The organism is Saccharopolyspora sp. NPDC003752 (assembly GCF_053605825.1).
In genome coordinates this window covers 104,327-130,504 of the sequence record NZ_JBSGJZ010000007.1, presented here as the reverse complement: position 1 = coordinate 130,504, position 26,178 = coordinate 104,327, and the positions used below count along the sequence as shown (strand labels likewise).

Genomic DNA, 26,178 nt, shown 5'->3' with positions numbered 1-26,178 from the left:
ATTCCAATATTGGCCGGATAGCATTATTTGTTTTTGTCAAGCGAAATGGGCGGAAATGTGCGAGCGGCCCGTTCGCGCCTTCCGGCGAGGTGAACGGGCCGTTCGCCGCAGTCGGTCAGCCCCGTTCGAGGCCGCGACCGGCACGGCCGCGCGCCTCGGCCGGGCCCGGTGCCGCGACGGCCTGCCGGGCGGCCTCCTGCCAGTCGGGCAGGCTGCGTTCGGCCAGCGCGGCGCCTACGGTGGCCAGCGCTGCCGCGGTCATCGACAGGCTGGTGACGCCGAGGCCCACCAGGACGCCGGCCAGCAGCGGGTCCGCCGCCGCCTCGCCGCACACCCCGACCGGCTTGCCGCGCTCCCGGCCCGCCCGGCCGAGCCCGGCGATCAGGCGCAACAACGCGGGCTGCCACGGGTCGTTCAGGGCGGCCAGCGCACCGGTCATGCGGTCCGCCGCGCACGTGTACTGCGCCAGGTCGTTGGTGCCGATGCTGACGAAGTCCACGACGTCCAGGATCTCGTCGGCGCAGAGCGCGGCGGCGGGCGTTTCGACCATGACGCCGACGCGCTCGACGCCCGCGTCCCGGGCGCGCTCGGCGAACCACGCCGCCTCGCCCGCGGTCGCGACCATCGGCGCCATCACCGACACCACCGCCCCGGTCTCGGCGGCCGCGGCGACGATGGCGGTGAGCTGCCGGTCCAGCAGCTCGGGCCGGTCGAAGGCGACCCGGAGGCCCCGCACCCCGAGCGCGGGGTTGGGTTCGCCGGCGATGTCGAGGAACGGCAAGGGTTTGTCCGCCCCGGCGTCCAGGGTGCGAACCACGACCGGCTTGCCCGCGAACGGCCGCAACGCGGCGGCGTACGCCTGCCGCTGGGTTTCGGCGTCGGGTTCGACCGCGGCGTCCAGGAAGCAGAACTCGGTGCGGAACAGGCCCGATCCTTCGGCGCCCGCCTCGACGCCGGCCAGGGCGTCGGCGGCGGAGCCGATGTTGGCCAGGAGCTTGACCGGGTGCCCGTCGGCGGTGCTGCCGGAGCCGTTCCACCGCGCGCCGACGCGGTCGGCCGACTGGGGCGCGACGGCGTGCTCCAGCAGCTCGACAGTGCCCGCCGCGCCGTCCACACGCGCCCCCGCCGCCGTTGCCGCGAGCACGCCGCGCACGGCGACCACGGCCGGAATTCCCAGTGACCGCGCGAGAATCGCGGTGTGGCTGGTCGGGCCGCCCTCCTCGGTCACCAGCGCCAGCACGAGGCCGGGATCCAAGTCGGCGGTGTCGGCCGGGGCCAGATCGCGGGCCACCAGCACCGCCGGGCCGGTCAGCTCGGGCACGCCCGGCGGGGCGGTGCCGGTGAGCTCGGCGACCAGCCGGTCGCGGACGTCGTGCACGTCCCGCACCCGCTCGGCGAGGTATCCGCCGGAGGCCGCCAGCAGCTCCGCGAACTCCCCGGCCGCCTCGAACACCGCGCGCGGCGCGGGCAGACCCCGCTGCGCGACCGCCTTCTCGGCGTTGCCGAGCAGCGCCGGGTCTGCGGCCATGGCGGCGGTCATCTCCAGCACCGCCCGCGCTTCGCCCGTCGCGGCCTCCGACCGGGCGAGCAGCCGCTGCGCCACCGCTTCCGCGGCCGGGCGGATCCGCGCCGCCTCGGCCGCCGGATCGGCAGGCGCCGGACCGGGCGCCGGATCGGGCAACCGGTCATGAACCCACAGGACCGGGCCTGCCGCCTCGCCGGGGCTGACCCCGACCCCCTGCAGCGTGGACATCGGCCACTCCCATCGTGCTGGAGGTTTCCCTCGCGTTCTCGAAGCCTTGACAATATGGCAACAAGAGGCACAATCAGGCAACACCAAACATTAACCGGAGGACAACGGGCATGTACGGGGCGGAGCGCCAGCAGCTCCTGGCGCAGCGGGCACGACGCGACGGGCGCATCGACGTCACGGCCGCGGCGGCCGAGTTCGAGGTGGCACCCGAGACCATCCGTCGCGACCTCGCCGCGCTCGAGCGCCAAGGCCTGGTGCGGCGCGTCTACGGCGGCGCGATCCCGGTCGAGCGGCTCGACTTCGAACCCGGCGTCTCGCTGCGCGACCAGACCAACGCGGGGGAGAAGGAACGCATCGCGCGGGCCGCGCTGGACCGCGTGCCCAGCCGCGGCACGGTGCTGTTCGACGCGGGCACCACGACCGCGCGGCTGGCCGGCCTGCTGCCCGCCGACCGCGAGCTCACCGTCGTCACCAACTCGCTGCCGGTGGCCAACCAGCTCGCCACGCGCAACAGCTACAACCTGCACCTCCTCGGCGGCCGGATCCGCGGCACCACGCTGGCGACGGTGGAGTCCTGGGCGCTCGACGTGCTGCGCGGCCTGACCATCGACGTGGGCTTCTTCGGCACCAACGGCTTCTCGGCCGCCCGCGGCTGCACCACCCCGGACCCGGCGGAGTCCGCGGTCAAGGCGGCGATGGTGCGCGCCTGCCGCAAGCGGGTGCTGCTGGCCGACCACAGCAAGTACGGCGACGACCAGTTCAGCCGGTTCGCCGAGCTGTCCGAGATCGACGTCGTGGTGACCGACGAGGGCCTCGACGAGGCGGCGCTCGACGAGCTGAAGCAGATCGAAGCGGAAGTGGTGCTGGCGTGATCGTGACCGTGACGCCGAACCCGAGCCTGGACCGCACCGTCCAGGTGGACCGGCTGGTGCCCGGTGCGGTGCACCGCACCCTCCGGACGCGCCTGGACCCGGGCGGCAAGGGCGTGAACGTGGCCCGCGCGCTGGCCGCGGCGGAGGTGCCGACGCTGGCCGTGCTGCCCTCCGGCGGCGCGGCGGGCGCGCAGCTGGCCGAACTGCTGGCGCCGGAGGCGGTGCCGGTAGTGGAGGTGCCGGTGCAGGCCCCGACCCGCAGCAACATCGCGGTGGTGGAAGCCGACGGCACCACGAGCAAGTTCAACGAGCCCGGCCCGGAGCTCACGCCGGCCGAGGTCGCGGCGCTGGAGCGCGCCGCCGCCGAGCAGGCCGGCCGGGCGGACTGGGTGGTGACCTGCGGCAGCCTGCCCGCAGGTTGCCCGGACGACCTGCACGCCCGGATCGCCGTCGCCGCGCGCCGCGCCGGGGCGCGAGTCGCCGTCGACACCTCGGGACATCCCCTCGAACTGGCCTGTCAGGCCGCGCCTGACCTGGTCAAACCCAATCTCGCCGAACTCGCGGAGCTGGCCGGTGGCCCGCTGCGCGACCTCGGCGACGTGCTGGACGTCGCGCACCGGCTGCGGGCCGGCGGCGTGGCGACCGTGCTGGTGAGCCTCGGGCAGCTGGGTGCGGTGCTGGTCGCGGAGACCGGCACCTGGCATGCCACGAGCACCGCGACCGAGGTGCGCAGCACCGTCGGCGCGGGCGACGCGATGCTCGCCGGATTCCTGCGGGCGGGCGGCATCGGGCCGGCCGCCTTGCGCACCGCCGTCGCCTACGGGACGGCGGCGGTCGGGCAGGGGGGAAGCCGGATGCCCGGCCCGGACGACATCCACCCGCTGCGGGTGCGGATGGATGCAGTGGACAAGACAGTGAGCCTCAGCGGAGTGGCGGCATGACTACCGAACTGATCACCTCGGACCTCGTCGAACTGGACCTGGCGGGCACCGACCGGCGGGCCGTCGTGCGCGACCTCGCCGAGCGGCTCGTCGCCGCCGGCCGCGTCACGGACATCGACCGGTTCCTGGCCGACATCGAAGCCCGCGAACAGCAGATGCCGACCGGGCTGGAGGGCGGCATCGGCATCCCGCACTGCCGCTCGTCGGCGGTGACCGCGCCGACGCTGGCCTTCGGCCGCAGCGCCGCCGGCGTCGACTTCGGCGCCGAAGACGGCCCGGCGAAGCTGATCTTCCTCATCGCCGCGCCGGAAGGCGGCGGCGCCGACCACATGACCGTGCTCGCCGCGCTGGCCCGGCGCTTGGTGCGCGCCGAGTTCAAGCAGACGCTGCTGGACGCCACCGACGCGGCCGAGCTCGCGAAGTACGTGCGCGAGGAGGTCGCGCCATGAAGTACGTAGCCGTCACCGCCTGCCCGACCGGCATCGCGCACACCTACATGGCGGCCGAGGCACTGGAGCAGGCCGCCAAGGCCGCCGGGGACGAGATGCTGGTCGAGACCCAGGGCTCGGCGGGCTCGACGCCGCTGTCGGCGGCGGACATCGCCGCGGCCGACGCGGTGATCTTCGCCGCCGACGTGGGGGTCCGGGACCGGGAGCGCTTCGCGGGCAAGCCGGTCGTCGAGGTCTCCGTGAAGCAGGCCATCAACGACGCGGCGGGACTGCTGACCCAGGCCGCCGACGCCGCGCAGCAGGAACCGGCCGCCGAGCCGGAAGCCGCTGCCGCCGAGCCGGAACTGGCCAGCAAGGTCGTCGCGGGCGCCGGTTTCGGCACCCGGCTGCGGCAGTGGCTGATGACCGGCGTGAGCTACATGATCCCGTTCGTGGCCGCCGGCGGTCTGCTGATCGCGCTGAGCTTCGCGCTCGGCGGCTACCAGATCACCGACGCGCCGCCGGTCACCGAGGTCTTCGACCCGGCGAGCCTGCTCAGCTGGGCGGCGCTGGCGAACCAGATCGGCACGACGGCGTTCGAGTTCCTGGTGCCGGTGCTGGCCGGGTTCATCGCCTTCGCCATCGCCGACCGGCCCGCGATCGCCCCCGGCTTCGTCGGCGGCGCGGTGGCCGTGACCGTCGGCGCGGGCTTCCTCGGCGGCCTCGTCGCCGGCCTGCTGGCCGGTGCCGTGATCGCCGGGCTGAAGCGGGTGAGGGTGCCGCGCGGGATCGCCGGGATCATGCCGGTGGTGGTGCTGCCGCTGCTGGGCTCGCTGGTGGTCGGCGGGCTGATGTTCGTGGTGCTCGGCAAGCCGATCGCGCTGGCCATGACGGCGCTCACAGGCTGGCTCACCGGCCTGTCCGGCGCCAACGCGGCGCTGCTGGGCGCCCTGCTCGGCGCGATGATCGCCTTCGACATGGGCGGGCCGATCAACAAGGTCGCCTACACCTTCGCCGTCGGCGGCCTGAGCATCGGCACGACGGCGTCGCTGGAGATCATGGCCGCCGTGATGGCCGCGGGCATGGTCCCGCCGCTGTCGCTGGCCCTGGCCTCGGCGGTGCGCGGCAAGCTGTTCAGCCCGGCCGAGCGGGCCAGCGGCCGCGCCGCCTGGCTGCTCGGCGCGTCGTTCATCACCGAGGGCGCGATCCCGTTCGCGGCGGGCGATCCGCTGCGGGTGATCCCGTCCATCGTGCTCGGCTCGGCGACCACGGGCGCGCTGTCGATGACCTTCGGCGCCACGCTGCGCGCCCCGCACGGCGGGATCTTCGTGACGCCGCTGGTGGGCAATCCGCTGATGTACCTGGCCGCGATCGTCATCGGCGTCGTGGTCGCGGCGGCGGCGGTGCTGTTCACCAAGCAGCTCGGCCGCCAGGACGCCGAGGAACCCGCTCCCGAGGCCGCGTCCGCCGTCCCGGCCTGAATCACGTCGTGAGCGGTTTTGGCCGCCACAGCAGCCATTCCCGCTCACGACCGCAACCACCCCCGGATCCGGAGAGGAACAGCAATGCAACGTCGAGTCCGCATCGCCGCCTCGGTCGGCCTGCACGCCCGCCCCGCCGCGCTGCTCGCCAAGGCCGCGGCGGCGCAGGCCACGCCCGTCACGATCGCCAAGGTCGTCGACGACGTGGCAGGTGACCCGGTTGACGCGAGCAGCATGCTCGGCCTGATGTCGCTGGGCGCCCAGCACGGCGAGGAGGTCGAGCTCTCCGGCGACGAGGCCGCCCTGGACGAGCTCGTCGCCCTGCTCGAACAGGACCTGGACAAGGCTCCGGCCTGAGCCGTCGGTTTCCGCCGCTCGCGGGGTCGTGAGTGCTTTGGAGCGCTACAGCAGCCCAGAACGCTCACGACCCCGGTGGCGTGAACCGGACCGGCCGGGCGTCGGGTCGCCGCCCCAGGATTAGGCTTGGGAGCTATGGCCACCGTCTCGATCAAGCAGGATCCATCCGTGCTCGCGGCCCGCCTCACCAAGGCCGCCGAAACCGCAGCCGCGGCGAAACTCGACGCGCTGCTGATCTCGCCCGGTTCCGATCTGCGCTACCTCCTCGGCGCGGGCGGTGAGTCGCACGAGCGGCTGACCTGCCTGGTGCTCCCGGCCGATGGCCGGCCCGCGCTGGTCGTGCCGAAGCTGGAGGAGCCCGGCTTCGCCGGCATCCCGCTGGCGGAGCTCGGCATCGAGGTCGTGACCTGGGTCGACGGTCAGGACCCGCACGCGATGGTGGCCGACCTGGCCCGTCGCAGCGGCGCGCCGTCCCGGCTGGCCGTCGCCGACGTGATGCCCGCGCTGCACACCATCCCGCTGCGCGCCGCCCTGCCCGACGCCGAGCAGGTGCTGGCCGGGACGGTGCTGCGCGAACTGCGGATGCGCAAGGACGCCGCCGAGATCGAGGCGCTGCGCAAGGCCGGGGCCGCCATCGACCGGGTGCACGCCCGGATGGCGGAGTTCCTCAAGGCGGGCCGGACCGAGGCCGAGGTCGGCGCGGACATCTCCGCCGCGATCATCGAAGAGGGCCACACCGAGGTGGCGTTCGTCATCGTCGGCTCGGGGCCGAACGGCGCCAGCCCGCACCACGACGTGTCGGACCGGGTGATCGAGCGCGGCGACGTGGTCGTCGTCGACATCGGCGGCCCGATCGCGGAGGGCTACAACTCCGACTGCACCCGCACCTACAGCGTGGGCGAGCCCGCCCAGGCGGACGTCCGAGAGACCTACGCCGTGCTGGAGGCCGCGCAGCGCGCCGCCGTCGAGGCGGTGCGGCCGGGCGCGACCGCCGAGTCGATCGACGCCGCGGCCCGCGAGCCGATCGCCGCCGCCGGGTTCGGCGAGTACTTCGTGCACCGCACCGGGCACGGCATCGGCCTGGACGTGCACGAGGAGCCCTACATCGTCGGCGGCAACGCCGCGCCGCTGGAGCCGGGCACCGCCTTCAGCGTCGAGCCGGGCATCTACCTGCCGGGGCGCTGGGGCGCGCGCATCGAGGACATCGTCATCGTCACCGAGGACGGCGTGGAGAGCGTGAACAACCAGCCGCACGAGTTGGTGGTGCTGCCGGCGTGAGCGAAAGATCCGCAACCCCGGGCGGGCTGGAGGCCACCGACCGAGCCATCCTGCGCGAGCTGGCGCGGGACGGCCGGTGCAGCTTCACCGACCTGGCCGAGCGCGTCGGGCTGAGCGTTTCCGCGGTGCACCAACGGGTTCGCCGGCTGGAGCAGCGCGGCGCCCTGCAGGGCTACACGGCCAAAGTGGACGGTGACCAGATCGGGTTGCCGCTGACCGCGTTCATCTCGCTGACGCCGATCGACCCGGCCGCGCCGGACGACTACCCGCAGCGCCTGGAGCACCTGCCGGAGATCGAGTCGTGCTACTCGGTGGCGGGCGACGAGTCCTACATCCTGCAGGTGCGGGTGACCTCGCCGCTGGGCCTGGAGGAACTGCTGCGGCAGATCCGGGAGGCCGCGAAGGTGTCGACCAGGACGACGGTGGTCCTGTCCACCCCGTTCGAGAACCGCCCCCCGGCGATCTGACGCGTCCCGCCGTTCCCCGCAATTTCCATTGAAATCGAAGGTCCGATTTCCATTGAAATTGCGGGGAACCGGGCCGGGATGAGCCGTTAGGGGTGGGCTTGGGCGGCTGCGGCGTGCGCCGGGACCGCGCGGAGGTTGCCGAGCTCGTCCGGTAAGCACAGCGCCGTCGGGTCTTCCGCGGCCATGAACTCGCCGAGGCAGCGGCCGAGCTGGGCGTGCCCGGCGGCGTTGGCGTGGAAGGATTCCTGCATCGCGTGCGCCGCGCGCTGCTCGTCCTGCAGGCTCGCCCAGTCGACCGTCAGCCTCGTGAACCACTCGCCGTCCGCGGTCCTCGGGTTGCCCGTGCACGCCTCGTGCCCGATGCCCGCCCGCGACAGGTCCAGGAACCGGGCGTTCGCCTGCCGCGCGACGTCCTGCAGGCCGGCGGACAGCTGCGGCACCCCGGTGCCGCGGATCCACTCCAGGTCGCCGGTCAGGAACGGGCAGCCGGACAGGTCCTGCAGCTCGGGCTTGACGCCGGGGCCCACCGGCGAGGCGTAGGACTGCACGATCAGCGAGTAGCTGCTCGGCGTGTAGCCCGCGCTGTCCATCGCCGCGCGGATGTCGTTCAGCGCGCCCAGCACCTTCGGCTTCATCCGCTCCACCCGCTGCGGCCACGCGGTGCGCATCGACGCCGCGCACCCCTCCGGCGCCTGCCGCACCCAGGCCTCCACGCACTGGTTGACGACGTCGGTGAAGCCCGGGTCGTCGTTGGCGCCGATCTGCACCACGACGTCGGTGATCCGGTACTGCTGCGCCAAATCCGCCAGCCTCCGGGACTGGGAGCCTTCGGCGTGGCCGGGTTCCGGGTCCGCGCCGACCAGGTCGGTTCGTGCGCCGGAGCAGGCCAGGTTGATGCGGGTCACCTCCGGCGGGAGCCGGAGCTGGTTGATCGGCGCGGCCGCCGACCGGTGGCACCAGTTGTCCCGCTCGCCGTTGGTCCCGGCCTCGTACCGGCCGCCGCCCTCGCCGGACAGCGTGCTGTCGCCGAGGGTCACGACCGCGGCCGGGAGCTGCTTGGGTTGCAGCGGCAGTCCGGGCAGGTACTGGTCGCTGATCAACACCGCGAGGGCCAGCGCCGTGCTGACCAGCAGGAGGATTGCTGTTTTCGACTTGTGCGCCCGCATCAGGTGGAAGTCTATGGGGCCGAGGGCCGGGGGCGTTCATCACCTCTGCGGGTTTTGGGAGCATTTGCGGGGCCTCGTTCGTTGAACCTGGTGACTGCCACCGACAGGAGGTCTCCCCGCGTGCCGATCCTCGTTCTTCTCCTCGTCGCCGGTGTGGTCGAAATCGCCGTGCTGGTCGCCATCGGCCAGGCCATCGGGGTGCTGCCCACCGTCGGCCTGCTGATCGCCGCCGCCGTGCTGGGGACCTGGCTGGTGCGCTGGCAGGGCCGCCGCACCCTGCAGGAGTTCCGCGAAGCCGCGCGCCAGCGCAGGCCCCCGGAGAAGGAGCTCTCCGACGGGGTGCTCATCGCCGCCGCCGGGCTCCTGATCATCATGCCCGGCTTCATCAGCGACATCGCCGGGCTGCTGTGCCTGTTCCCGCCGACCCGCGCCCTGCTGCGCAACCGGATGCTGCGCGCGGCGGAGCGGCGGTCGAAGGCGATGCAGGACCAGATGTGGCTGCACACCCAGCAGGCCTACCGCAGGCAGGGCGCGACCGCGCCTGGCGAGGACGTCATCGACGGCGAGGTGGTTTCGGTCACCGAGGACGACGAGCCGACCGCGACCGGGCCGGAGTTGCTGCCGCCGCAACGATCTGCGCAGGCAGAACGGCCGGACGGCAGCCCGCGCAGGTGATCGGGTCGGCGTGCCGTCGGCGGGTCCCGGGCGGCGGGTAAGCTCGCCAGAACGATCGCGGCCGGGTTCGCCGGGGGCGTGCGACGACCCGCTTCGCCGATCTCGACCTGCGCAGTTGGAAACCCGGAACGGGGAAGCACGAAGGACATGTCCGAGACCACGTTGTTGCTCGGCGGGCGGATCCACTCGCCCGCCGACGCCGGTGCCACCGCGATGGCCGTGACCGATGGCACCATCGCGTGGGTCGGCGCCGACGAGGTCGGCCGTGCGCTGCATCCCGACGCCGAGGTCATCGACCTCGAAGGCGCGTTCGTGGCGCCTGCCTTCGTCGACGCGCACGTGCACGCGACCTCCACCGGCCTGCTGCTCAACGGCCTCGACCTGACCGGTTGCGCGTCGCTGACGGAATTCCTGCACGCACTGCGGGATCACGTCGCCGAGTACCCGGGCACGCTGGTGTGGGGCCACGGCTGGGACGAGACGTGGTGGCCGGAGCGACGGCCCCCGACCCGCGACGAGATCGACCGCGCCGCGGCGGGCGCGCCGGTGTACCTGTCCCGGATCGACGTGCACTCCGCCCTGGTGTCCACGACGCTGGTGGACCGGGCGCCGCTGACCCGCGACGCCGAAGGCTGGAGCGAGCACGGCCCGTTGACGCGCGTTGCGCACCACCACGTGCGCCGCGCCGCGCGGGAGGCTCTCGGTGCCGCGCAGCGCAAGGAAGCGCAGCTGGCCTTCCTGCAGCACGCCGCCTCGCAGGGCGTGGCGTGCGTGCACGAATGCGGCGGGCCGGACATCTCCGGGGCCGATGACCTGGCCGACCTGCTGGCGCTTTCCGCGCAGGGCGGGGTGCCCGAGGTCGTCGGCTACTGGGGCGAGCTGGGCGCGGTGGAGCGGGCCCGCGAGCTCGGCGTCCGCGGCCTGGCCGGTGACCTGTTCGTCGACGGCGCGGTCGGTTCGCGCACCGCGGCGCTGCGCGAGCCCTACGCGGACGACCGGACGACGGCGGGCGTGCTCTACCTCGACGCGCACGCGGTGGCCGAGCACCTGGTGGAGTGCACGCGGGCCGGGATCCAGGCCGGGTTCCACGTGATCGGCGACGCAGGGGTGGCCGAGGTCTGCGACGGTTTCCGCAAGGCGGCGGAGATCGTGGGCGCGCCCGCGCTGGCGAGCCTGCGCCACCGGCTGGAACACCTGGAGATGGTCGACGAGCAGCAGGCCGCGGAACTGGGCAGGTTCGGCGTCGTCGCGTCTGTCCAGCCGTCCTTCGACGCCGCGTGGGGTGGTCCCGGCGACATGTACGCGCGGCGCCTCGGCGTCGAGCGCGGCACCCGGCTCAACCCGTTCTCGAAGCTCGCCGCCAACGGCGTGCTGCTGGCGTTCGGCTCGGACGCGCCGGTGACGCCGGTCGATCCGTGGCGCGCGGTGCAGGCGGCGGTGCACCACCGCACCGCGGGTTTCGGCATCTCGCCGCGGGCGGCGTTCACGGCGCACACCCGGGGCGGCTGGCGGGCCGCCGGCGTCGACGACGGCATCACGGGCACCTTGGTGCCCGGCGCGCCCGCGACCTACGCGGTGTGGGATGCCGGGGAACTCGTTGTGGCGGCGCCGGATTCGCGCGTGCAGCGGTGGTCCACCGATCCGCGAGCGGGAGTGCCGGGCCTGCCCGACCTCTCCCCGGGCGCGCCGCAGCCGCGCTGCCTGCGCACGGTCCTGCGCGGCGAAACGATCTACACCCGGACCTCCGAGGACGACGAGCTCGTCTGATCCCGAGCCGCGCGGCGCCGGCACGGGCCGTTCGGCGTAGCGGGTTCGGGCTGGTGGCCGATGAGGTTTCCGGCGGTGTTGTGCTTCCGTGGAATGGAGGTGCTCCGCGCCGTCGGGAGGTGCGCCGGTGATCGCCCATGCGCTCAAAAGGCAGCTGCAGTCCGCTATTTCCCGCACCGAGCGGCTCGCGTCCCCGGTCCGGCCGCTGGCCGCGCCGCCGCCCGGCTCGGGGCTGAAGCCGGTGCTCGGCGACTACGGGTTGCCCGTCATCGGGCACACCATCAGCGTGCTGACCGATCTGCTGGAGGCCTCGCGCCGCCGCTACGCGGAGTTCGGACCGGTGTCGTGGGGCGGGATGCTCGGCACCGAGGTCGTCACCGTGATGGGGCCCGATGCGGTCGAGGTGGTGGCGGCCAACCGCGAGAAGGCGTTCGGCAACGAGGGTTTCTACGACTACCTGATCGGCCCGTTCTTCCGCCGCGGCGTCATGCTCATGGACTTCGAGGAGCACCTGCACCACCGCCGGATCATGCAGCAGGCGTTCACCCGCGAACGCCTCGCCGACTACCTCGGCGCGATGACGCCGGCCATCGAGCGCGGCCTGGCGCGGTGGCGGCCGGGCGACCGGTTCCCGGTGTACACCGCGGCGAAGCGGCTCACGCTGGACCTGGCCACCGAGGTGTTCGTCGGCGAACGCCCCGGCACCGACGCGGACCGGATCGCCGGGGCGTTCGTGGCGGCCGTGCACGGCGGTCAGGCGATCGTGCGCGCCGACGTGCCGGGTGGCACCTGGGCGCGCGGGCTGCGCGGGCGGCGGCTGCTGGAGGAGTACTTCCGGGAGCGCATCCCCGCCAAGCGCGCCGGAACGGGCAGCGATCTGTTCAGCGTGCTGTGCCGGGCCGAGACCGACGACGGCGAGCGGTACTCCGACGACGACGTCGTGAACCACATGATCTTCGTGCTGATGGCGGCGCACGACACCAGCACGATCACGCTCGCGATGGCGGCCTACTACCTCGGCAGGCATCCCGAGTGGCAGGAGCGGCTCCGCGCCGAGGCCCGCGCGCTGGGGGAACCGGCCATCGACCGGCCCGATCCGGACGGGCTTCCGCTGCTGGACATGGTGCTGAAGGAGGTCATGCGGCTCAACGCCCCGGTGGGCGGGCTGTTCCGGCAGGCGGTCGCGGACACCGAGATCCTCGGCCACTACATCCCGGCGGGCACCAGGGTGGTCGCCCAGCTGTACGCGACGCAGCGGATGCCGCAGTGGTGGCCCGCGCCGGATGAGTTCGATCCCGAGCGCTTCGCCGAGCACCGCCGGGAGGACAAGGTGCACCGCTACGCGTGGGCACCGTTCGGCGGCGGCGTGCACAAGTGCATCGGAATGCACTTCGGCGGCATGGAGCTCAAGGCGATCATGCACCAGCTGCTGCTGCGGTTCCGGTGGACCGTCCCGGCCGGGTACGAGCCGCGGATGCGCTACGGGACCGGCCCGATGCCGACCGACGGCCTGCCGATCCGCCTGCAACGCCTCGCCTGACCTCCCCGCGACAGCCTTCGAGGGGCGCCGGTGCGCGGCGCCCCTCGAAGGTTTTCCGGTGCGAATCAGGTCGTGATCACGCCGAGGTCACTGCTCCCAGGCACCCCAAAGCGCCCAAGCCGACGGGCTGATGTCCTGCTGGGCTTCGTTCTGGGCGCCCTGGTTGTCGTCGTTCGAGGCGTTCTCCTGCTGCGGCTGCTGCTGTTGCTGCGGCTGCTGCTCTTGCTGCGGCTGCTGCTGCTCCTGCTGCTCGGGCTGCTGCCAGAAGGGGTTCTCGTCGGCGCTGGCGAGCCCCTGGGCACCCAGCAGGAGGCCGGTGGCTGCGGCGGCGGCAAGGACGAGCTTGGCGGTGGTGCGCATTCTCAATCTCCTCATTGCTTGAAAGGGGTGGTGCGACTGGGAACTTGCCTTGCATCCGGGTGTCCAGCAGGGCCTGCGCCCCCAATGTGTGTCACCCCCGGCCGCCGTGTTTCGGGCTGTGGTCGATCGTGCCCCGTTCGGGCTGCGTGCTTTGTCCCCCAGACGCTGAAAAGGGCGCGGTCGGGGCATCGTGACCATCCGCGTCCCGGGGCGCGCGAGTTGTTCAGTCCACTGAGGATCATTCGGCTTTTCGGATTTCGCAGCAATGAAAAAGGCTTGCCGTGCTGGTCGATCACCACTCCGCTAGGGAGCCGTCCTCGTTGCGCCACAACGGGTTTCGCCAGCGCTGTCCGATTTCCGCGGCTCGGCGCACCGCCGCCTCGTCGACCTCGATGCCCAGGCCCGGGCCGGTGAGCCGGTCGACGTGGCTGTCGTGGAAGTCGAAGACGCTCGCGTCGACGAGGTAGTCCAGCAGGTCCGAGCCGGTGTTGTAGTGGATGCCGAGGCTGGTCTCCTGGATCAGCGCGTTCGGGCAGGCGAAGTCGATCTGCAGCGATGCCGCGAACGCGATCGGCCCCAGCGGGCAGTGCGGGGCCAGGGACACGCCGTGCGCCTCCGCCATCGCCGCGATGCGGCGGACCTCGGAGATCCCGCCCGCGTGCGACAGGTCCGGCTGCGCGACCGCGATGCCCGAGCCGAGCACGTCGCGGAAGTCCCACCGCGAGTACAGCCGCTCGCCGGTGGCGATCGGCACGGTGGTGGACGCGCAGATCCGCCCGAAGTCGGCGGTCAGCTCCGGCACGATCGGTTCTTCCACGAACAGCGGGTGCAGCGGTTCCAGCAGCCGGCAGGCCTCGCGGGCGAGCGCGGGGGAGACCCGGCCGTGGAAGTCGAGGGCGATGTCGGCGCGGTCGCCGATCGCCTCCCGCACCGCGGCGACGCGCCCCACCAGGAGGTCGAGCTCGGCCTTGGACTCCAGCGCGCGCACCCTGCCGGTGCCGTTCATCTTGACCGCGTCGAAGCCCTCCTGCATGCGTTCCCGGGCGTGGTCGGCGACCCGGTCCGGCTCGTCCCCGGCGATCCACGAGTAGGTGCGGACGCGGTCGCGCACCGCGCCGCCGAGCAGCTCGTGGACGGGCACGCCGAGCGCCTTGCCCTTGATGTCCCACAGCGCCTGGTCGATGCCGGCCACCGCGCTGGACAGGATGGGCCCGCCCCGGTAGAAGCCGCCCCTGGTCATGACCTGCCAGTGGTCCTCGATGCGGAACGGGTCCTGGCCGAGGAGGTGGTCGGAGAGTTCTTCGACGGCGGTGGCGACCGTCGCGGAGCGGCCCTCCACGACCGGCTCGCCCCAGCCGGTGATGCCCTCGTCGGTGCGCACGGCCAGGAACAGCCAGCGGGGCGCGACCGAAAAGGTCTCCAACGAAACGATCTTCATCGAACCGCCTTCCGGCTATCGCTGCGCGCGGTAGCTCTCCGTGTCGATAACACCTGATGGCGTCGGGTGTGCGGGCCGGGCGTTACCACAACGGCCTCGTGTTGCACAATGGTTAAAGCAGCGCCTGTCCGAGCGCCGCGTTCTTGAGCCGCAACCACCATTCTCGGGGTGAGGATTGTGCCCAGTCACGCCACGTCCGGCAACGACGTCGTGCTTCACCGGCCGGTCGAAGGCCGCCGCGCCTGCCCGGTGCCGAGCGACCGGATCGCGATCCGCGGCCCGTGGGGGACCCGGCGGCCGCGGCGCCAGCTCGGCACGACCGGCCTCGTCTCCGCCGACGTCGTCCGGATCTGACCCGGCACTACCGCCCCGGCCTGCGGAGCATCCTGGTCATCGCGTAGACGATCACGCCCACGGCGACGAGTGCGATCGCCAGCAAGGGCTTCGCGGTTCCGTTCGCCAGTCGAGCCGCGCGGTCGCCCGCGCATGCGATGGCATCGTTCAGGGCCCGTTTCGACCGGCCGCGGATGTCCGCGCGGTGCACGAGCTCGTCGAGGGTGTTGCCCAGTTCGTGGAGGGTCAGGTCGTGCTCGGCCTGGAGCCCGGCGAGCTCCTGCTCCTCCTCGCGACGTCTGGTCATCGCTTGAGCGCCTTGCCCAGATCGCGGTAGTCCTGCTTGATCGACTCCAGGGAGTCCGGCAGCGCGCCCGAAGAGCGCTTCAGCCGCGATCGCCCCACCAGCGCCGCGACACCCGCGAGCGCCAGCAGCGCCACCGCCACGATGAGGGCGGCGAGCCAGGCGGGGAGCACGATGTCCAGCGCGAGCACCACGGTCGCGATGAGCATGGCGCCGCCGAGCAGTCCCAGCACGCCTCCGGCGCTCATCAGCGCCGCCCCCATGCCTGCCTGCTTGCCCTTGCTGCGCAACTCGATCTGCGCCAGCCGCACTTCGGTGCGGACCAGGCGCGCGAGCTGCTCGCCGACGTCGCGGACGAGCCGCGCGGTGGATCGTTGCGACAGGTCCGGCGCGTGCACGGGTTCGGTATGCATCGTTCGGCGTCCCTCCACACAACTTCGGGCGTGCACCGGCAGTACCCGTTCCGCGCGGTGATCATTCCTGCGTCACGGCTGGTGGTGGCCGTTGCCGCCGTGCTCCGGGGGCGTCCGCGCCTGTTCGTGCAGGGCGCGGATGACGGTGTTCGCCGTGGCGACCAGCGGCACCGCCAGGACCGCGCCGCCGACGCCGGCGAGGGTGAAACCGGCGGTCACGCTGAGCACGACGGCCAGCGGGTGCAGCCGCACGGCGTGCCCGAGCAGCAGCGGCTGCAGCACGTGCCCCTCCAGCTGCATCACGCAGACGACCACGGCGAGCAGGATCAGCGCGGTGATCACGCCGTTGGCGGCCAGCGCGACCAGCACCGCCAGGCCGCCGGTGACGACCGCGCCGATGTAGGGCACGAAGGCGCCGAGGAAGATCAGCACTGCCAGCACGAACGGCAGCGGCACGCCGAGCGCGGTGGCCCCGATGCCGATCAGGGCGGCATCGATGAACGCCACCGCCGCGGTCGCGCGGACGTAGGCGACCAGCGTGGTGAACCCGTCTTCGCCCGCGGTGCGCACCCGGAACCGGATCGCGCGCGGCATCGTGACCCGCACCAGGAACCGCCAGATCGAGTCGCCGTCGCGGAGGAAGAAGAACAGGGTGAACAGGCCGAGCAGCACGCCGGCGAGGAACCGCAGCAGGGTGCCAGTGGTCGCCAGCGCGGTGGTCGGCAGGCCGCCGCGGTCGATCCGCAGCGCCTCCGAAAGCTGTTGGAAGACCTGGTTGAGCTCCTGCTGGCTCAGGCTCAGCGGCCCCCGGATCAGCCACGTGTGGATCTGCTGGAAGCTGGCCACCAGCTGCTCGCTCAGCCCGGCCAGCCCCGCGACCAGCGTGTTGATCACCACGGCCAGCACGGCGCCGAGCGCGGCGAGCCCACCGACGAGCACCGCGGTGGTCGCGAGCGTGCGGTTCAGCCCTCTGCGGACCAGCCAGCGCACCGCCGGTGACATCAACGCGGCCAGCAGCGCCGCCACCGCCACCGACATGACTTCGCCGTAGAGCAGGCTGAACGCCTGCCACAACGCCCAGACGACGGCCACCAGCACCAGCAGCCGCCATCCCACGGCGGCGGCGACGCGCAGGCCGCGCGGAACCGACCCCGCGACATCGCCCCGCCCCGAACCGTCCACCTCCCGTGGTTGGCCCGCGGTGCTGATCATCAAACGTGCCGGTGATCTTCGTCGGCAGAGGGGGGAGGCGTCCGCTTTCGGCCTGCGTGGGCGTTGCCGCGTTCGTACGGTCGGTTCGGGTGCGCGCACCCGAACCGCGAAAGCCGTTACCGAGGAGCAAGAGATGGCACCCAAGCTTCCGAACCTGGAGGAAGCGCTGCGAACGAGCGTGGGGGAGACCGTGGAGGCGGGGAGCATCACGCTCACCGGTCTCGTCGGCCAGCTCAGGGTGGAACCGGACCCGGCGAAGCTCCGGACCGGCGGGGAAGTTCCGCTGTTCAACATCCGTTTCCCCGAACACGAAAGCGGCCTCGGCCCCGGGGAGGCGGCCAAGGCGCTCTTCGGCGCGCTCGCTTCCCTCTCGCCGGAGGAGCAGCACAGGAGGCTCGCGACGCTCTGCAACAGCATCATCGCGTCCGTGGCCACGTCCGTCCGCCCCTCTACCGGCGCCGATCGCGAGGACGAGGGCGCGCCGTGCGGCGGGAGCACCTGCCACGGCGAGGCGTTCAAGCTCCTCTCCGCGATCTACCAGGCGCTCACCTTCGAGGACGCGGACGCACTGCGACGGGCCTGAGCAGCCCGGTGATCCGGTTGCGCGGCAACGCTTTTCCGGTGCCGGGGCCGCGCAACTCCGCGCCGGCGCGGATCAGTGGCCGATCCGCGCCGGCCCCCCGGGCGTGGTCAGGCGACGATGCTGAAGGCCAGGGCCGCGCCGCAGGCGACGAGCATGCCGGTGCAGTTGAGGAACAGGTTCCGGCCGAAGTCCTTCGCGCGGACGTGCGAGGTGAACGCGATCAGGAAGTACAGCACCAGGGCCGCGCAGGTCAGGATCGCCAGCGGGCGGAACCAGATGCCGATGACCAGCCCCGCGGTGGCCGCGACCTTCAGCGTCGGGAGCAGCCACCAGAACCGCTCGGGGAAGCCGACGTCGACGAGGCACTGGCGGACGAAGGCGACGGGCTTGACGCACAGGAGTGCATCGCCGAACTGGACGACGGCCAGCACGGCCAGCGGCCACCACGGTTCGATCATGTTCGCTCCCTGTTCGGTCGGGGGACGGCTGCTTTCGCCGATAGGACGTGGGAGCGCCCCGAGTTGTGACAGGCCCGGTCCTCAGGCGTTCGCGGCTCGCCATTCCGCGAGGTGGCCGTGGAGATCGCGCAGGGCCGCGTGCGAGCTGCGGTACGCCTCGTACAGGGGAGCGAGGCGGTCGGCGCCGGGTGCGGGGTCGAAGACGCGGTCCACCGCGACGGTTTCGGCGGCCGCGGTCTCGATGTCCGGGTAGATGCCCGCGCCGACGGCGCCGAGCAGGGCCGCGCCGAGCACGGCGCTGTCGTGCACCCGCAGCCGCTCGACGGGGCGCTGGAAGACGTCCGCGTGGATCTGCGTCCACAGGTCGCTTCGCGCGCCGCCGCCGGAGAAGGTCAGCGACGACAGCGGGTTTCCGCAGGCCCGCTCCACCGCGTCGAGCACATGCCTGCCGGACATCGCCACGCCCTGCAGGACCGCGAGGGACATGTCGGCCGTCGACGTCGCCGAGCTCAGCCCGAAGAAGCTGCCTCGCACGTCGGAATCCCACAGCGGGGCGCGCTCGCCCATCAGGTGCGGCGTGAAGACCACTCCCGGGGTTCCGGTCGCCGCGGCGGCGAGCACCTCCTCGATGCTCAGGCCCGCGACCTCGCCCCACCAGCGCAGCGCGTCGCCCGCGGCCTGCGTCGGTCCCGCGTGCACGAAAAGCCCGTTCCGGGGCGGGAACGTGACGATTTCCCCGACCGGCACCGACTCGTGCGACGCGCCGGCGACCACCAGAGACGTCCCGCACAGCACCATGCCGCGCCCGGCCTCGGTCGTGCGGCTGCCGAAGACGGCGCTGAACGCGTCCATCGTGGCGACCGCGACCTCGGCCGCGCCCAGCGCGGGATGGGTCGCGCGACCGACCGGGGCCTCGGGTTCGAGGATCTCCGGCAGCTTCTCGGCGAGCCCGTCGACGACCCCGACGGCTTCCGGCAGGTACCCGGCGGCGCCGGCCACGCGGACCCCGGAGAGCTGGTCGGTCGCCAGCCGGCCGGTGAGCTTCGCGATCACGAAGTCCTTGGGGCTGAGCACCCACCGGGTGCGGGCCCACTTCGCCGGTTCGGCGCGCGCGAACCACTCCGCGCGGGCCCCGACGAACGATGCGTCGAGCACGATCGGCCCGCCCCAGATCCGGGTCTTCTCCGCCGGGGTGAACCGCGCGTCGAGCTCGCGGGCGATCTCGGCGCAGCGCTGGTCCTGCCAGATGATCGCCGGTGCCAGCGGGCGCAGCTGTTCGTCGGCGAAGACGTGGGTGTTCACCTGGCTGACGACGCCGACGGACCGCACCGCGCCCGCCGGGAGCCCGGCGAGGACGGCGTGGATGCCGGCCTCGCAACCGCGCCACCAGTCGAGCGGGTCCTGCTCGGCCCAGCCCGGCCGCGGCCGGGCGATCGGGTAGCCCGCGGTGTGCGCGGCGACCGGCGTCCCGTCCAGGCCGAAGGCGGCGACCTTGACGGCCGTCGTCCCGACGTCGATCCCCAGCATCACTTCCGGTGCGTGCATGAGCAACAACTACCACCGGCCCGGCGCGGCCCGGTCCGGCACCCGCGGGTCGTGAACCGCGATTTGAAGGTTCTCCGGCGTCGAGCTCCGGATTCGCCAGGTGTTTCTCGGAAAAGTCTAAAAAGCATCTTCAATGAGAAACTTGAAGGACCGAGACCGGTGAGAACGAGGAGGTTGCCGGTGGACGCCACCGACGCGAAGCGATACATCGAGGAGACCTTCGACGGGGTCCGAGCCGTCGAGCACGCCGGGGACGCGTTCTTCGTCCACGACCCGGACGGCGATCTCCCCGACGACCGCTGGCTGCCGTTCGCGACGATCGTGACCGGCGACCACTACGAGGCGGTCTCCGACCTCGACCACCCGGGCGCCTACCGGATCAACATCGGCCTGACCAAGGACTCCTACACGAAGCGGTTCGGCCCGGCGCCCACGACCCGCGACGAAAGCGGCGTGCTCGTCACGGAGTTCGACTACGCGGCGCGAGACCAGGTGATGCCGCACCCGCACTACGCCTCCCAGTACTGGGTGTGCGTGGTGAACCCGGGGCCGGAGACCGCCGACGAGGTGCGGCGGTTGCTCGACGAGGCGCACCGCTTCGCGGCCCGCAAGCACGCCAACCAGAAGGCCCGGAAGGCCAGCTCCTGACCGGTGCCGGCGCGGCTCAGGTGGTTTCGGCCGCCGAGCCGGTGAGGTGGAGCTTGCGCTGCACGCGCTGGTAGTACGTGGTGCGGCCGAGCCGCACCACCCGGGCGGCGGCGGGTTCGACGGCGATGTCCAGGACCGTGCCCGCCGACCGGTGCGCGACCAGCTGCCCGTCCACCTCCACGCCCAGCTCGCTGCTGGTGGGCAGGACGCGCAGCGCGAGCTCCTCCCGGTGGGACAGGAAGAGCGCGCGGTTGAAGACCGAGTGCGGCGCCACCGGCGTGACCAGCAGGCCTTCGACGCCGGGGGAGATGATCGGGCCGCCGGCGGAGAAGCTGTAGGCGGTGGAGCCGGTGGGCGTCGCGACGACGACGGCGTCCGCGGCGTAGCCGACGAAGGGATGCCCCTCCACCTGCACCTCGACCAGGGCCATGCCGTGGCCGGGCACCCGCACCAGCGCGATGTCGTTGAACGCGACCACCTCGCGGTCGGCGGTGCTGATCCGCAGCCCGGAGCGGGTCTCGACGGTGAACCGGTCCTCGTCGATGGCGCACAGCGCCTCGTCCAGCTCGGGCACGTCGATCTCGGCGAGGAAGCCGAGCCGCCCGAGGTTCACGCCGAGCACCGGGGTCCGGTGCTCGCAGCCCAGCCGCAGGGCCCGGAGCATGGTGCCGTCGCCGCCGAGGCTGACGAGGAGGTTCGCGCGCCGGGCCAGCTGCGCGGGCGGCAGGGCGGTGATCGGCCGGTCGTAGCCGGCGACTTCCGCCGGGGTGCCGAGCACCTCGATGTCCCTGCCGCGCGCCCAGGTCGCGATCGTCCCGATCACGTCGGGGCAGCGCCGCGCGGGGTGCAGCACCAGGCCGACCGCCTCGATCAGTCCCATCGCCAGCCGCCTTTCGGTCCGGGGTTCGGCCGTCCACTGTAGATTCTAAAGTTGATCAGTCCACTGTGGTGCGTCGCCCATTCGTCGAGTGCTCGGTGCCGATGCGCCCGTCACCGGACCGGATGGTTTGCGGCCGGTTCCCCCGGCGGTGCCCGACATCCGGGGCGGCGCGATGCGATCATCGAATAGTTCCACCACAACGATTCGCCGGAAGCCGGTCGCCCGCAAGCGGTGCCGGACCGGACGTTCCCGTTGATCTTCGAGGCACTCCCGGTCGTGAACCGGGCGCCGTGCCACAGCCGCAACGGCCCGATCGTCGCCGATCACCATTCCCGAGCCGGCCGCTCGCCGCGCAGAACGCACGGAGGTCCCAGATGACTTCGCGACTCGATCCCGCACCGCAGGCCCGCGCCGCCGGCCTGCGAACCGCCCCGCCGCGCTTCGTGCACCTGGTGGGCTCGCTGCCGAACGGCCTCGACCCCGACCCGCGGACGCGGATGCGGTGGGTGCTCGACCACTCCGCCGGTGCCCGGCTGAGCGCGGTGCCGTGCGAGGCCGATCCGCGCTGGATCGTCCGCTTCCTGATGTCGCGGGCGCAGGTCCCCGCGTTCGAGGTGGTCCGGTCGGGCGAGTGCGCGAGCTACGCGGACATGCCGCTCTACCGGGTGCGGCAGGGGCACCGGCTGACGGTCGAGGACGTCGAGCTGGGCCGCCTGGCGGAGGTCTCCCCGGCGGTCGCGTCCCGGCGGGAGCTGGACACCGGGACCGGACCGCTGCCGCCGGTGCAGGTCAGCGTGCCGTCGCCGCTGGACCTCGCGCTGTTCACGTTCGGCGCCCCGATGCGGGTGCTGCGGTACTTCCCGCTCTTCGAGCGGATGATCTCCGCCGAGGTCGCCGCCGTCGCGCAGCGCCACGGGACGGACGAAGTGGCGCTGCAGCTGGAATCCCCGGCGGTCCTCTACGCCCTGCACCGCGCGCCGGAACCGGTGCGACCGGTGCTCGCGCACCTGCTGGCGTTCCAGCTCGCGCGCGTGATCGTTTCGGCGCCGAGCAGCGCGCGGTGGACGTTGCACCTCTGCCACGGCGATCTCGGGCACGTGTCGCTGTTCGGCCCCGAGGACCTCGGGCCGGCGGTGCTGGTGATCAACGCGCTGGCCGCGCGCCTGCGCGTCTTCGGCCGCCGGATGCCGGCCGTCCACATCCCGATGGCCCACGGCGACCAGCCGCCGCTAGCGGACACCGCCGCCTACGCCCCGCTCCGCGGGCTCGTTCGCGGCATCGAGGTGATCGCCGGTTGCGTGGACGAGCGGCAACCCGAGTTGTCGGCGAAAGCGCTGTCGCTGGCGGAGGCCGCGCTCGGTCACCGCGTCGCCGGGGTCGCGGCGGCCTGCGGGCACGGCCGGCGCACTCCCGCCGAGGCCGTGGCGAACCTCGAACTGGCAGCGCATCTCGCGGACAGCTGATCGGCCAGCGGGAACACGCGCCGTTGCCGGATCGTTCGCATTGCGTGGACTCGGTGGAGGCAGCACTGTTGTGGACCATCCCGGGCGGCGTGCTGCTGGTCGTCGCGGTCGGGGGGTACGAGCTGCTGCAGAAGCGGCGCCGGAAGCGCTCCGGCACCCCGCTGTCCGGCGCTTGCGTCGACGAGGTCACGGCCTTCCTCTACGGGACGAAGCGGATGGAGCTGGACCACCGGGACTCGATGTCGATGATGCGCGACGACGAAGCCCAGGGCGCGCCGCCGAGCCAGGACGTCGACCTGGACCGCGGGATCGTGATCCTGCGGCGCGACGTTCCGGGCGAGCGGCCGTAGCCCGCCGGGCCGTCCCGGCCTCGGAGTGGGACGAATCATGTTGCCGGACAAGGGTTTCGCGGGTCATTCGGGCAGATCGTCGCGGCCGCGCCCGATGCGCAGGTGCAGGACGCGACGCGCCGCCGGTCCGGCGCGGTGCCGGCTGCGGCCCGCCCCGTAGGCGAGCAGGCCCACTACCGCGGTGAATGCCAGCACCAGCAGCACCTGCACCAGCATCGGCGTGTTCGCCGCCGCGCCGATCGCCGCGGAGATCGTGCCGATGTTCCCGGTGAACGTCAGGACGACCACCGCCCTCCGGCCCTGAACGGTCCTTCCGCCCTCCCGCCGGGAGAGCCGCGGCAGACCTCGGTGCATCTTCGCCCCTTTCGCCGTTCGAATGCTTCAGGAAGGGGGCGAAGCGTCAGCTCAGCGCGGACAATTCCTTGGCTGCTAAGGCGAAGCGGTTGCAGTCGGCGCACAGCTCGACGGCGCACCGCTGCGGCAGCAGGCCCTGCGAGACCAGGTCGTCGAGCCCGGCGCGCAAGGCCGCGTCGGGGGCGACGGGCTGGCGGCGGAGGGCGGCGACCAGGACCGCGACGACCTGGGCGTCGAAGTTCGCGGCGTCGGCACAGGCGGGCTCGGGCAGCTGGTGCGTTCCGTCGCCGCACTCCGGGGCGGCGGTGGCGAGCGGCTTGTCGGTGCGTCGCGGCCTGCGGCCCATCGGGCGCTCGATGTAGCGCTCCCACCAGGTCACCTTGTCCGGCTCGGCGGCGGTGCCCGCGTTGACCCTGGTGCCGGAGCGGCAGTGCCGCTCGACGAGGGTGATGCCGGCCGCGACCCGTGCGCGGTAGTGCTCCGCCGCGCCGCCGAACTCGGCCGCGCAGCGGGTGGCGAGCCTGCGGTGCAGGGCGTCCTCGCTGTCCAGCGGCGCCATCACGCCCGCCTCGTCGGCCAGGTATTCCAGCAGGGCGCGGTGGAACTCGTCGGGCAGGCCGAGCGCCAGCGCCGAAGTGCGGATCCGGTCGACCCGGGCCTGCGCGCCGACCTCGGTCCGGCGCCGCCGGATCCAGTCGTGCACGGCCTTCTTGCGCACGTGCACGCGCGCGGCGCCCAGCGGGTTCGCGAGCCGGCCCGCCCGGTCGGACAGGTGCCGGTCGCATTCCACGAGCATGTCGACGAGGAGGTCGCGGCAGGCGCAGTCGCCGTCCAGCAGGATCGTGCCGATCAGCTCCCGGTCCGGGGCGGAAGCGCTGATCCGCAGGTCGCAGCGGGTGTCGGGCCGGGCGCGGTGGATCGCCGCGCGGCTCGCGCGCGTCTCGTGCCAGATCACCTCCAGCAGCTCGGGCATGCCGACCGCCTGCTGCGACCGGCCGCCGCCGGGGCGAAGGTCTGGAAGCACTGTCGTCATGTCCCGTAATTTTACGAGAACACAAAAAGTTTCGTCACGGGTTTTTTCGATTAAAATGGGGCGACATACGATGCGGATGTCGCGTGAGTCGAGGAGGGGTGAATGGGCCTGCTGCCCGCCGAGGTGCCGGATATCCCGGAGGCGAGGTCCGAGATCGTCCCGGCGAGACTCGCGCGCAAGCTCGCGCCGCTGTTCGGCGTGCCGTGGGAGAACGGCCCGTTCGGCCCCCGGACCTGGGTGTCCGACTACAACAAGATCACGCTGTCGGAGATCGCGCGCGGAGCCCCGCTGCGAGCCCGCGGCCGCGCGGCCGGGGCCCCGGCCGCGGAACCCGGCTCGTGGGCCATCGTCGACCGCGTCGCCGTGACCGGCCCGGGCGGGTCGCTGCCGAACGAGATCCCGAACGCCACGCTGAACCGCTTCGGGCCCGACACGAAGGCGGCGGTCGTGCTCACCGCGACGAACCGGCTGCTGGACCCGGTCGTCCGCGCGGTCGAGTCCGGGATGGGACTGCTCGTCGCCGCCGACGGGTCGGAGCTGCCGGCTCGTTCGCGCCTCGCCGCGTGGGCCGCGCTGGTCCTCGAAGCCTTCCGGACGCAACCGGCCCTGGTCGCCGCGGCGATCCGGGCCCGCACCATCCAGCGCGAGCTGCTCGTCGACTGGTTCCTGCCGCTCGCCGGCGGTTCCGCCGAGCTGCCGCTCACCCGCTGCGAGGTCGGCGGGCCGCACGTCGACGGCGGCGCGGGCACCTCGTCGCGGCCCCGCGACCTCGAACTGGCCGACCGCACCGCGCGGCTGCTCGGCGCCGACGTGCCCGGCGAGGTGGTGGACCGGCTGCTGCGCGAGCTCATGGCCATCGGAACGCGGCGCAGTTCCAGCCACCTGTGGCTGAGCGAGCGCTGTCCCGGCCAGCTCGTGGTGGAGGCGCTCGTGCCGCCCACCGAGCAGGTCGACCGCTACGTCGAACAGGTCGGGCACCTGCTCGCCCCGGGCAGCGGGCCGGGGGTGCTGCCGCGCATCCCGGCGGCGGCCGAGCTGGCCGGGCTCCCGGTGCTCGCGCGGCGGGCGGTGCTGATCGGGCTGCTCACCGTGCTGCGGCAGGTGCAGTTCGACGCCGAGGAGCGGGAGCGGACCAGGGCTGCGATCGTGCCGCTGCTCGCGGACGTGGCGGCGCTCGCGACCGAGTGCCTGGGGGCCGGCGATCCGCTGGCGGTCCTCGCGCGCTGCCGCGCGGCCGACATGACCGTGCACACGATGCGCCACGACCGGCGCAACGAACTGGGCGGCGCGGTCGAGGAGTTGATGGGCCAGGTCGAGCGGTGCATCGAGCTGGCCGAGGAAGGCGTGGTGGATCGGGGCGCTGCGGCCGAGGCGATCTCGTCGGCCAACGTCGAGATCAACGTCGTGCGGCGGACCAACGCCGCCGACCCCGACGCGAAGCTGCCGCCGCCCGCTGAACTCGACGACTGGCTGCGCCGCACCTGGGCCGCCTACCGGCGCATCCTGCAGATCACCCGCGACTGGTCCGGCGACCCGGACTCCCGGCTGGCCGTCGGGCACCACCTGCACAACTACGCGTCCTACCTGGCCTCCCACCCCGACGACGAGAGCGATCTGCTCGCCGCCGTCGAGCTGTTCGCCGACACCGTCATCCCCGCCCGCGAGCTGTACTGGAAGCGGACGCAGAGCTTCTTGCCGCTGCGGCAGTCGTTGCAGGTGGCGACCCGGGCGACGACGACGCTGAGCAGGCGCGCCGCCGAGGCCGGGCAGCACGAGAAGGCCGCCGGTTGGGCGGAGCGCGGGTACGGCTGGATCCGCCAGGCGCTCGACGACCGGGAGACCGCCGACCTGCTGGCCCGGGCGACCGAACCCGCGGCGCACTTCTGCCTGCTCGCCGTGCCCGCGCTGCTCGCGGCCGTCGAGACCGGGGTGGCGGAGGCCGGCGAGGCCGAGCGGGCCGGGCGGTTGCTCGCGGTGGCCGAGGGCTGGGTGCGGCGGGTTACCGACGGCGACGTGGCCAGCTACAGCCACTACGAGCTGCTGGCCGACCTCCTCCGCCGCCTCGACGCCATCGGCTGA

28 protein-coding genes are annotated in these 26,178 nt (G+C 72.9%); 16 read left to right on the top strand and 12 right to left on the bottom strand.

Annotated elements, in window-relative coordinates:
• Window positions 1-115 precede the first annotated feature (115 nt).
• Window positions 116-1,753 carry a phosphoenolpyruvate--protein phosphotransferase gene (locus tag ACWEV3_RS11795; RefSeq protein WP_452613823.1) on the bottom strand — a complete coding sequence of 546 codons (1,638 nt, stop codon included), beginning with the start codon at window positions 1,751-1,753 and terminating at the stop codon, window positions 116-118.
• A gap of 110 nt (window positions 1,754-1,863) precedes the next feature.
• On the opposite strand from ACWEV3_RS11795, the gene ACWEV3_RS11790 reads away from it, so the two are divergent.
• From ACWEV3_RS11790 to ACWEV3_RS11760, 7 genes are all read left to right on the top strand, one after another.
• Entirely contained in the window at window positions 1,864-2,625 is a 762-nt protein-coding gene (locus tag ACWEV3_RS11790) for a DeoR/GlpR family DNA-binding transcription regulator (protein ID WP_452613822.1), read from the top strand.
• Complete coding sequence (gene pfkB, locus ACWEV3_RS11785) at window positions 2,622-3,566, top strand: 1-phosphofructokinase (RefSeq protein WP_452613821.1); 945 nt, start codon at window positions 2,622-2,624, stop codon at window positions 3,564-3,566. The genes ACWEV3_RS11790 and pfkB overlap by 4 nt, the downstream gene beginning before the upstream one ends.
• Complete coding sequence (locus ACWEV3_RS11780; protein ID WP_452613820.1) at window positions 3,563-4,015, top strand: PTS sugar transporter subunit IIA; 453 nt, start codon at window positions 3,563-3,565, stop codon at window positions 4,013-4,015. The genes pfkB and ACWEV3_RS11780 overlap by 4 nt, the downstream gene beginning before the upstream one ends.
• Window positions 4,012-5,475 carry a PTS fructose transporter subunit IIC gene (locus ACWEV3_RS11775; RefSeq protein WP_452613819.1) on the top strand — a complete coding sequence of 488 codons (1,464 nt, stop codon included), beginning with the start codon at window positions 4,012-4,014 and terminating at the stop codon, window positions 5,473-5,475. The genes ACWEV3_RS11780 and ACWEV3_RS11775 overlap by 4 nt, the downstream gene beginning before the upstream one ends.
• 84 nt (window positions 5,476-5,559) lie before the next feature.
• Window positions 5,560-5,832, top strand: coding sequence for an HPr family phosphocarrier protein (locus tag ACWEV3_RS11770; RefSeq protein WP_132480689.1), 273 nt, complete (start codon window positions 5,560-5,562; stop codon window positions 5,830-5,832).
• A gap of 135 nt (window positions 5,833-5,967) precedes the next feature.
• Window positions 5,968-7,110, top strand: coding sequence for a M24 family metallopeptidase (locus ACWEV3_RS11765; RefSeq protein WP_452613818.1), 1,143 nt, complete (start codon window positions 5,968-5,970; stop codon window positions 7,108-7,110).
• Window positions 7,107-7,577 (top strand): Lrp/AsnC family transcriptional regulator, encoded by a 471-nt coding sequence (locus ACWEV3_RS11760; RefSeq protein WP_452613817.1) that lies wholly within the window; start codon window positions 7,107-7,109, stop codon window positions 7,575-7,577. The genes ACWEV3_RS11765 and ACWEV3_RS11760 overlap by 4 nt, the downstream gene beginning before the upstream one ends.
• A gap of 86 nt (window positions 7,578-7,663) precedes the next feature.
• On the opposite strand, the gene ACWEV3_RS11755 is transcribed toward ACWEV3_RS11760, so the two are convergent.
• Window positions 7,664-8,743, bottom strand: a complete 1,080-nt coding sequence (locus tag ACWEV3_RS11755) for a GDSL-type esterase/lipase family protein (protein ID WP_452613816.1) — start codon at window positions 8,741-8,743, stop codon at window positions 7,664-7,666.
• Between the two features lie 120 nt (window positions 8,744-8,863).
• Between ACWEV3_RS11755 and ACWEV3_RS11750 the strand changes: the two genes are divergently transcribed.
• From ACWEV3_RS11750 to ACWEV3_RS11740, 3 genes are all read left to right on the top strand, one after another.
• Window positions 8,864-9,418 (top strand): FxsA family protein, encoded by a 555-nt coding sequence (locus ACWEV3_RS11750; RefSeq protein ID WP_452613815.1) that lies wholly within the window; start codon window positions 8,864-8,866, stop codon window positions 9,416-9,418.
• Between the two features lie 147 nt (window positions 9,419-9,565).
• Window positions 9,566-11,185 carry an amidohydrolase gene (locus ACWEV3_RS11745; protein WP_358571230.1) on the top strand — a complete coding sequence of 540 codons (1,620 nt, stop codon included), beginning with the start codon at window positions 9,566-9,568 and terminating at the stop codon, window positions 11,183-11,185.
• Window positions 11,186-11,312: 127 nt separating this feature from the next.
• Window positions 11,313-12,725, top strand: a complete 1,413-nt coding sequence (locus tag ACWEV3_RS11740) for a cytochrome P450 (RefSeq protein WP_452613814.1) — start codon at window positions 11,313-11,315, stop codon at window positions 12,723-12,725.
• An 87-nt stretch (window positions 12,726-12,812) separates the two neighbouring features.
• Here ACWEV3_RS11740 and ACWEV3_RS11735 read toward each other — a convergent pair whose 3' ends face one another.
• Entirely contained in the window at window positions 12,813-13,085 is a 273-nt protein-coding gene (locus ACWEV3_RS11735) for a hypothetical protein (protein ID WP_452613813.1), read from the bottom strand.
• A 292-nt stretch (window positions 13,086-13,377) separates the two neighbouring features.
• Window positions 13,378-14,523 (bottom strand): galactonate dehydratase, encoded by a 1,146-nt coding sequence (dgoD, locus tag ACWEV3_RS11730; protein WP_452613812.1) that lies wholly within the window; start codon window positions 14,521-14,523, stop codon window positions 13,378-13,380.
• Between the two features lie 168 nt (window positions 14,524-14,691).
• Here dgoD and ACWEV3_RS11725 point away from each other — a divergent pair, with 168 nt between their 5' ends.
• Window positions 14,692-14,877: a hypothetical protein gene (locus ACWEV3_RS11725; RefSeq protein WP_132480729.1), complete on the top strand. Its 186-nt coding sequence runs from the start codon at window positions 14,692-14,694 to the stop codon at window positions 14,875-14,877.
• Window positions 14,878-14,884: 7 nt separating this feature from the next.
• Here ACWEV3_RS11725 and ACWEV3_RS11720 read toward each other — a convergent pair whose 3' ends face one another.
• The 3 genes from ACWEV3_RS11720 to ACWEV3_RS11710 all read right to left on the bottom strand — a co-directional run bounded on the left by ACWEV3_RS11720 (window position 14,885) and on the right by ACWEV3_RS11710 (window position 16,785).
• Window positions 14,885-15,163 carry a hypothetical protein gene (locus ACWEV3_RS11720; RefSeq protein WP_452613811.1) on the bottom strand — a complete coding sequence of 93 codons (279 nt, stop codon included), beginning with the start codon at window positions 15,161-15,163 and terminating at the stop codon, window positions 14,885-14,887.
• Window positions 15,160-15,573 carry a phage holin family protein gene (locus tag ACWEV3_RS11715; RefSeq protein WP_452613810.1) on the bottom strand — a complete coding sequence of 138 codons (414 nt, stop codon included), beginning with the start codon at window positions 15,571-15,573 and terminating at the stop codon, window positions 15,160-15,162. Before ACWEV3_RS11715 ends, ACWEV3_RS11720 begins: the two co-directional genes overlap by 4 nt.
• Before the next feature lie 72 nt (window positions 15,574-15,645).
• A complete protein-coding gene (locus ACWEV3_RS11710; protein WP_452613809.1) occupies window positions 15,646-16,785 on the bottom strand; it encodes an AI-2E family transporter in 1,140 nt (379 codons plus the stop codon).
• 133 nt (window positions 16,786-16,918) lie between these two features.
• Here ACWEV3_RS11710 and ACWEV3_RS11705 point away from each other — a divergent pair, with 133 nt between their 5' ends.
• Complete coding sequence (locus tag ACWEV3_RS11705; protein ID WP_452613808.1) at window positions 16,919-17,368, top strand: hypothetical protein; 450 nt, start codon at window positions 16,919-16,921, stop codon at window positions 17,366-17,368.
• 107 nt (window positions 17,369-17,475) lie between these two features.
• Here the strand turns inward: ACWEV3_RS11705 and ACWEV3_RS11700 are convergent, their stop codons facing one another.
• On the bottom strand, window positions 17,476-17,826 hold the full coding sequence (locus ACWEV3_RS11700; RefSeq protein WP_452613807.1) for a DoxX family protein: 351 nt from the start codon (window positions 17,824-17,826) through the stop codon (window positions 17,476-17,478).
• Between the two features lie 81 nt (window positions 17,827-17,907).
• On the bottom strand, window positions 17,908-19,371 hold the full coding sequence (locus tag ACWEV3_RS11695; RefSeq protein ID WP_452613806.1) for a xylulokinase: 1,464 nt from the start codon (window positions 19,369-19,371) through the stop codon (window positions 17,908-17,910).
• Between the two features lie 180 nt (window positions 19,372-19,551).
• Between ACWEV3_RS11695 and ACWEV3_RS11690 the strand changes: the two genes are divergently transcribed.
• A complete protein-coding gene (locus ACWEV3_RS11690) occupies window positions 19,552-20,019 on the top strand; it encodes a DUF6194 family protein (RefSeq protein WP_452613805.1) in 468 nt (155 codons plus the stop codon).
• Between the two features lie 16 nt (window positions 20,020-20,035).
• On the opposite strand, the gene ACWEV3_RS11685 is transcribed toward ACWEV3_RS11690, so the two are convergent.
• Entirely contained in the window at window positions 20,036-20,899 is an 864-nt protein-coding gene (locus ACWEV3_RS11685) for an NAD(+)/NADH kinase (RefSeq protein WP_452613804.1), read from the bottom strand.
• Window positions 20,900-21,273: 374 nt separating this feature from the next.
• Here ACWEV3_RS11685 and ACWEV3_RS11680 point away from each other — a divergent pair, with 374 nt between their 5' ends.
• Together ACWEV3_RS11680 and ACWEV3_RS11675 are read left to right on the top strand one after the other, a co-directional pair.
• The gene (locus ACWEV3_RS11680; RefSeq protein WP_452613803.1) at window positions 21,274-22,362 is read left to right on the top strand and encodes a hypothetical protein; all 1,089 of its coding nucleotides are present in this window, start codon (window positions 21,274-21,276) and stop codon (window positions 22,360-22,362) included.
• 53 nt (window positions 22,363-22,415) lie between these two features.
• Window positions 22,416-22,712, top strand: a complete 297-nt coding sequence (locus ACWEV3_RS11675) for a DUF6191 domain-containing protein (RefSeq protein WP_452613802.1) — start codon at window positions 22,416-22,418, stop codon at window positions 22,710-22,712.
• A gap of 63 nt (window positions 22,713-22,775) precedes the next feature.
• Here the strand turns inward: ACWEV3_RS11675 and ACWEV3_RS11670 are convergent, their stop codons facing one another.
• Together ACWEV3_RS11670 and ACWEV3_RS11665 are read right to left on the bottom strand one after the other, a co-directional pair.
• Window positions 22,776-23,066, bottom strand: a complete 291-nt coding sequence (locus tag ACWEV3_RS11670) for a hypothetical protein (RefSeq protein ID WP_452613801.1) — start codon at window positions 23,064-23,066, stop codon at window positions 22,776-22,778.
• A 46-nt stretch (window positions 23,067-23,112) separates the two neighbouring features.
• Entirely contained in the window at window positions 23,113-24,099 is a 987-nt protein-coding gene (locus ACWEV3_RS11665; protein WP_452613800.1) for a hypothetical protein, read from the bottom strand.
• Between the two features lie 102 nt (window positions 24,100-24,201).
• On the opposite strand from ACWEV3_RS11665, the gene ACWEV3_RS11660 reads away from it, so the two are divergent.
• On the top strand, window positions 24,202-26,178 hold the full coding sequence (locus ACWEV3_RS11660) for a hypothetical protein (protein ID WP_452613799.1): 1,977 nt from the start codon (window positions 24,202-24,204) through the stop codon (window positions 26,176-26,178).

What these genes read in the sequence shown, in the direction of transcription:
- ACWEV3_RS11795 (WP_452613823.1), bottom strand. Translation starts at nt 1,753, where the DNA reads ATGTCCACGCTGCAGGGGGTCGGGGTCAGCCCCGGCGAGGCGGCAGGC.
- ACWEV3_RS11790 (WP_452613822.1), top strand. Translation starts at nt 1,864, where the DNA reads ATGTACGGGGCGGAGCGCCAGCAGCTCCTGGCGCAGCGGGCACGACGC.
- ACWEV3_RS11780 (WP_452613820.1), top strand. Translation starts at nt 3,563, where the DNA reads ATGACTACCGAACTGATCACCTCGGACCTCGTCGAACTGGACCTGGCG.
- ACWEV3_RS11775 (WP_452613819.1), top strand. Translation starts at nt 4,012, where the DNA reads ATGAAGTACGTAGCCGTCACCGCCTGCCCGACCGGCATCGCGCACACC.
- ACWEV3_RS11770 (WP_132480689.1), top strand. Translation starts at nt 5,560, where the DNA reads ATGCAACGTCGAGTCCGCATCGCCGCCTCGGTCGGCCTGCACGCCCGC.
- ACWEV3_RS11765 (WP_452613818.1), top strand. Translation starts at nt 5,968, where the DNA reads ATGGCCACCGTCTCGATCAAGCAGGATCCATCCGTGCTCGCGGCCCGC.
- ACWEV3_RS11755 (WP_452613816.1), bottom strand. Translation starts at nt 8,743, where the DNA reads ATGCGGGCGCACAAGTCGAAAACAGCAATCCTCCTGCTGGTCAGCACG.
- ACWEV3_RS11745 (WP_358571230.1), top strand. Translation starts at nt 9,566, where the DNA reads ATGTCCGAGACCACGTTGTTGCTCGGCGGGCGGATCCACTCGCCCGCC.
- ACWEV3_RS11735 (WP_452613813.1), bottom strand. Translation starts at nt 13,085, where the DNA reads ATGCGCACCACCGCCAAGCTCGTCCTTGCCGCCGCCGCAGCCACCGGC.
- dgoD (WP_452613812.1), bottom strand. Translation starts at nt 14,523, where the DNA reads ATGAAGATCGTTTCGTTGGAGACCTTTTCGGTCGCGCCCCGCTGGCTG.
- ACWEV3_RS11720 (WP_452613811.1), bottom strand. Translation starts at nt 15,163, where the DNA reads ATGACCAGACGTCGCGAGGAGGAGCAGGAGCTCGCCGGGCTCCAGGCC.
- ACWEV3_RS11715 (WP_452613810.1), bottom strand. Translation starts at nt 15,573, where the DNA reads ATGCATACCGAACCCGTGCACGCGCCGGACCTGTCGCAACGATCCACC.
- ACWEV3_RS11710 (WP_452613809.1), bottom strand. Translation starts at nt 16,785, where the DNA reads ATGATCAGCACCGCGGGCCAACCACGGGAGGTGGACGGTTCGGGGCGG.
- ACWEV3_RS11705 (WP_452613808.1), top strand. Translation starts at nt 16,919, where the DNA reads ATGGCACCCAAGCTTCCGAACCTGGAGGAAGCGCTGCGAACGAGCGTG.
- ACWEV3_RS11700 (WP_452613807.1), bottom strand. Translation starts at nt 17,826, where the DNA reads ATGATCGAACCGTGGTGGCCGCTGGCCGTGCTGGCCGTCGTCCAGTTC.
- ACWEV3_RS11695 (WP_452613806.1), bottom strand. Translation starts at nt 19,371, where the DNA reads ATGCACGCACCGGAAGTGATGCTGGGGATCGACGTCGGGACGACGGCC.
- ACWEV3_RS11685 (WP_452613804.1), bottom strand. Translation starts at nt 20,899, where the DNA reads ATGGGACTGATCGAGGCGGTCGGCCTGGTGCTGCACCCCGCGCGGCGC.
- ACWEV3_RS11680 (WP_452613803.1), top strand. Translation starts at nt 21,274, where the DNA reads ATGACTTCGCGACTCGATCCCGCACCGCAGGCCCGCGCCGCCGGCCTG.
- ACWEV3_RS11670 (WP_452613801.1), bottom strand. Translation starts at nt 23,066, where the DNA reads ATGCACCGAGGTCTGCCGCGGCTCTCCCGGCGGGAGGGCGGAAGGACC.
- ACWEV3_RS11665 (WP_452613800.1), bottom strand. Translation starts at nt 24,099, where the DNA reads ATGACGACAGTGCTTCCAGACCTTCGCCCCGGCGGCGGCCGGTCGCAG.
- ACWEV3_RS11660 (WP_452613799.1), top strand. Translation starts at nt 24,202, where the DNA reads ATGGGCCTGCTGCCCGCCGAGGTGCCGGATATCCCGGAGGCGAGGTCC.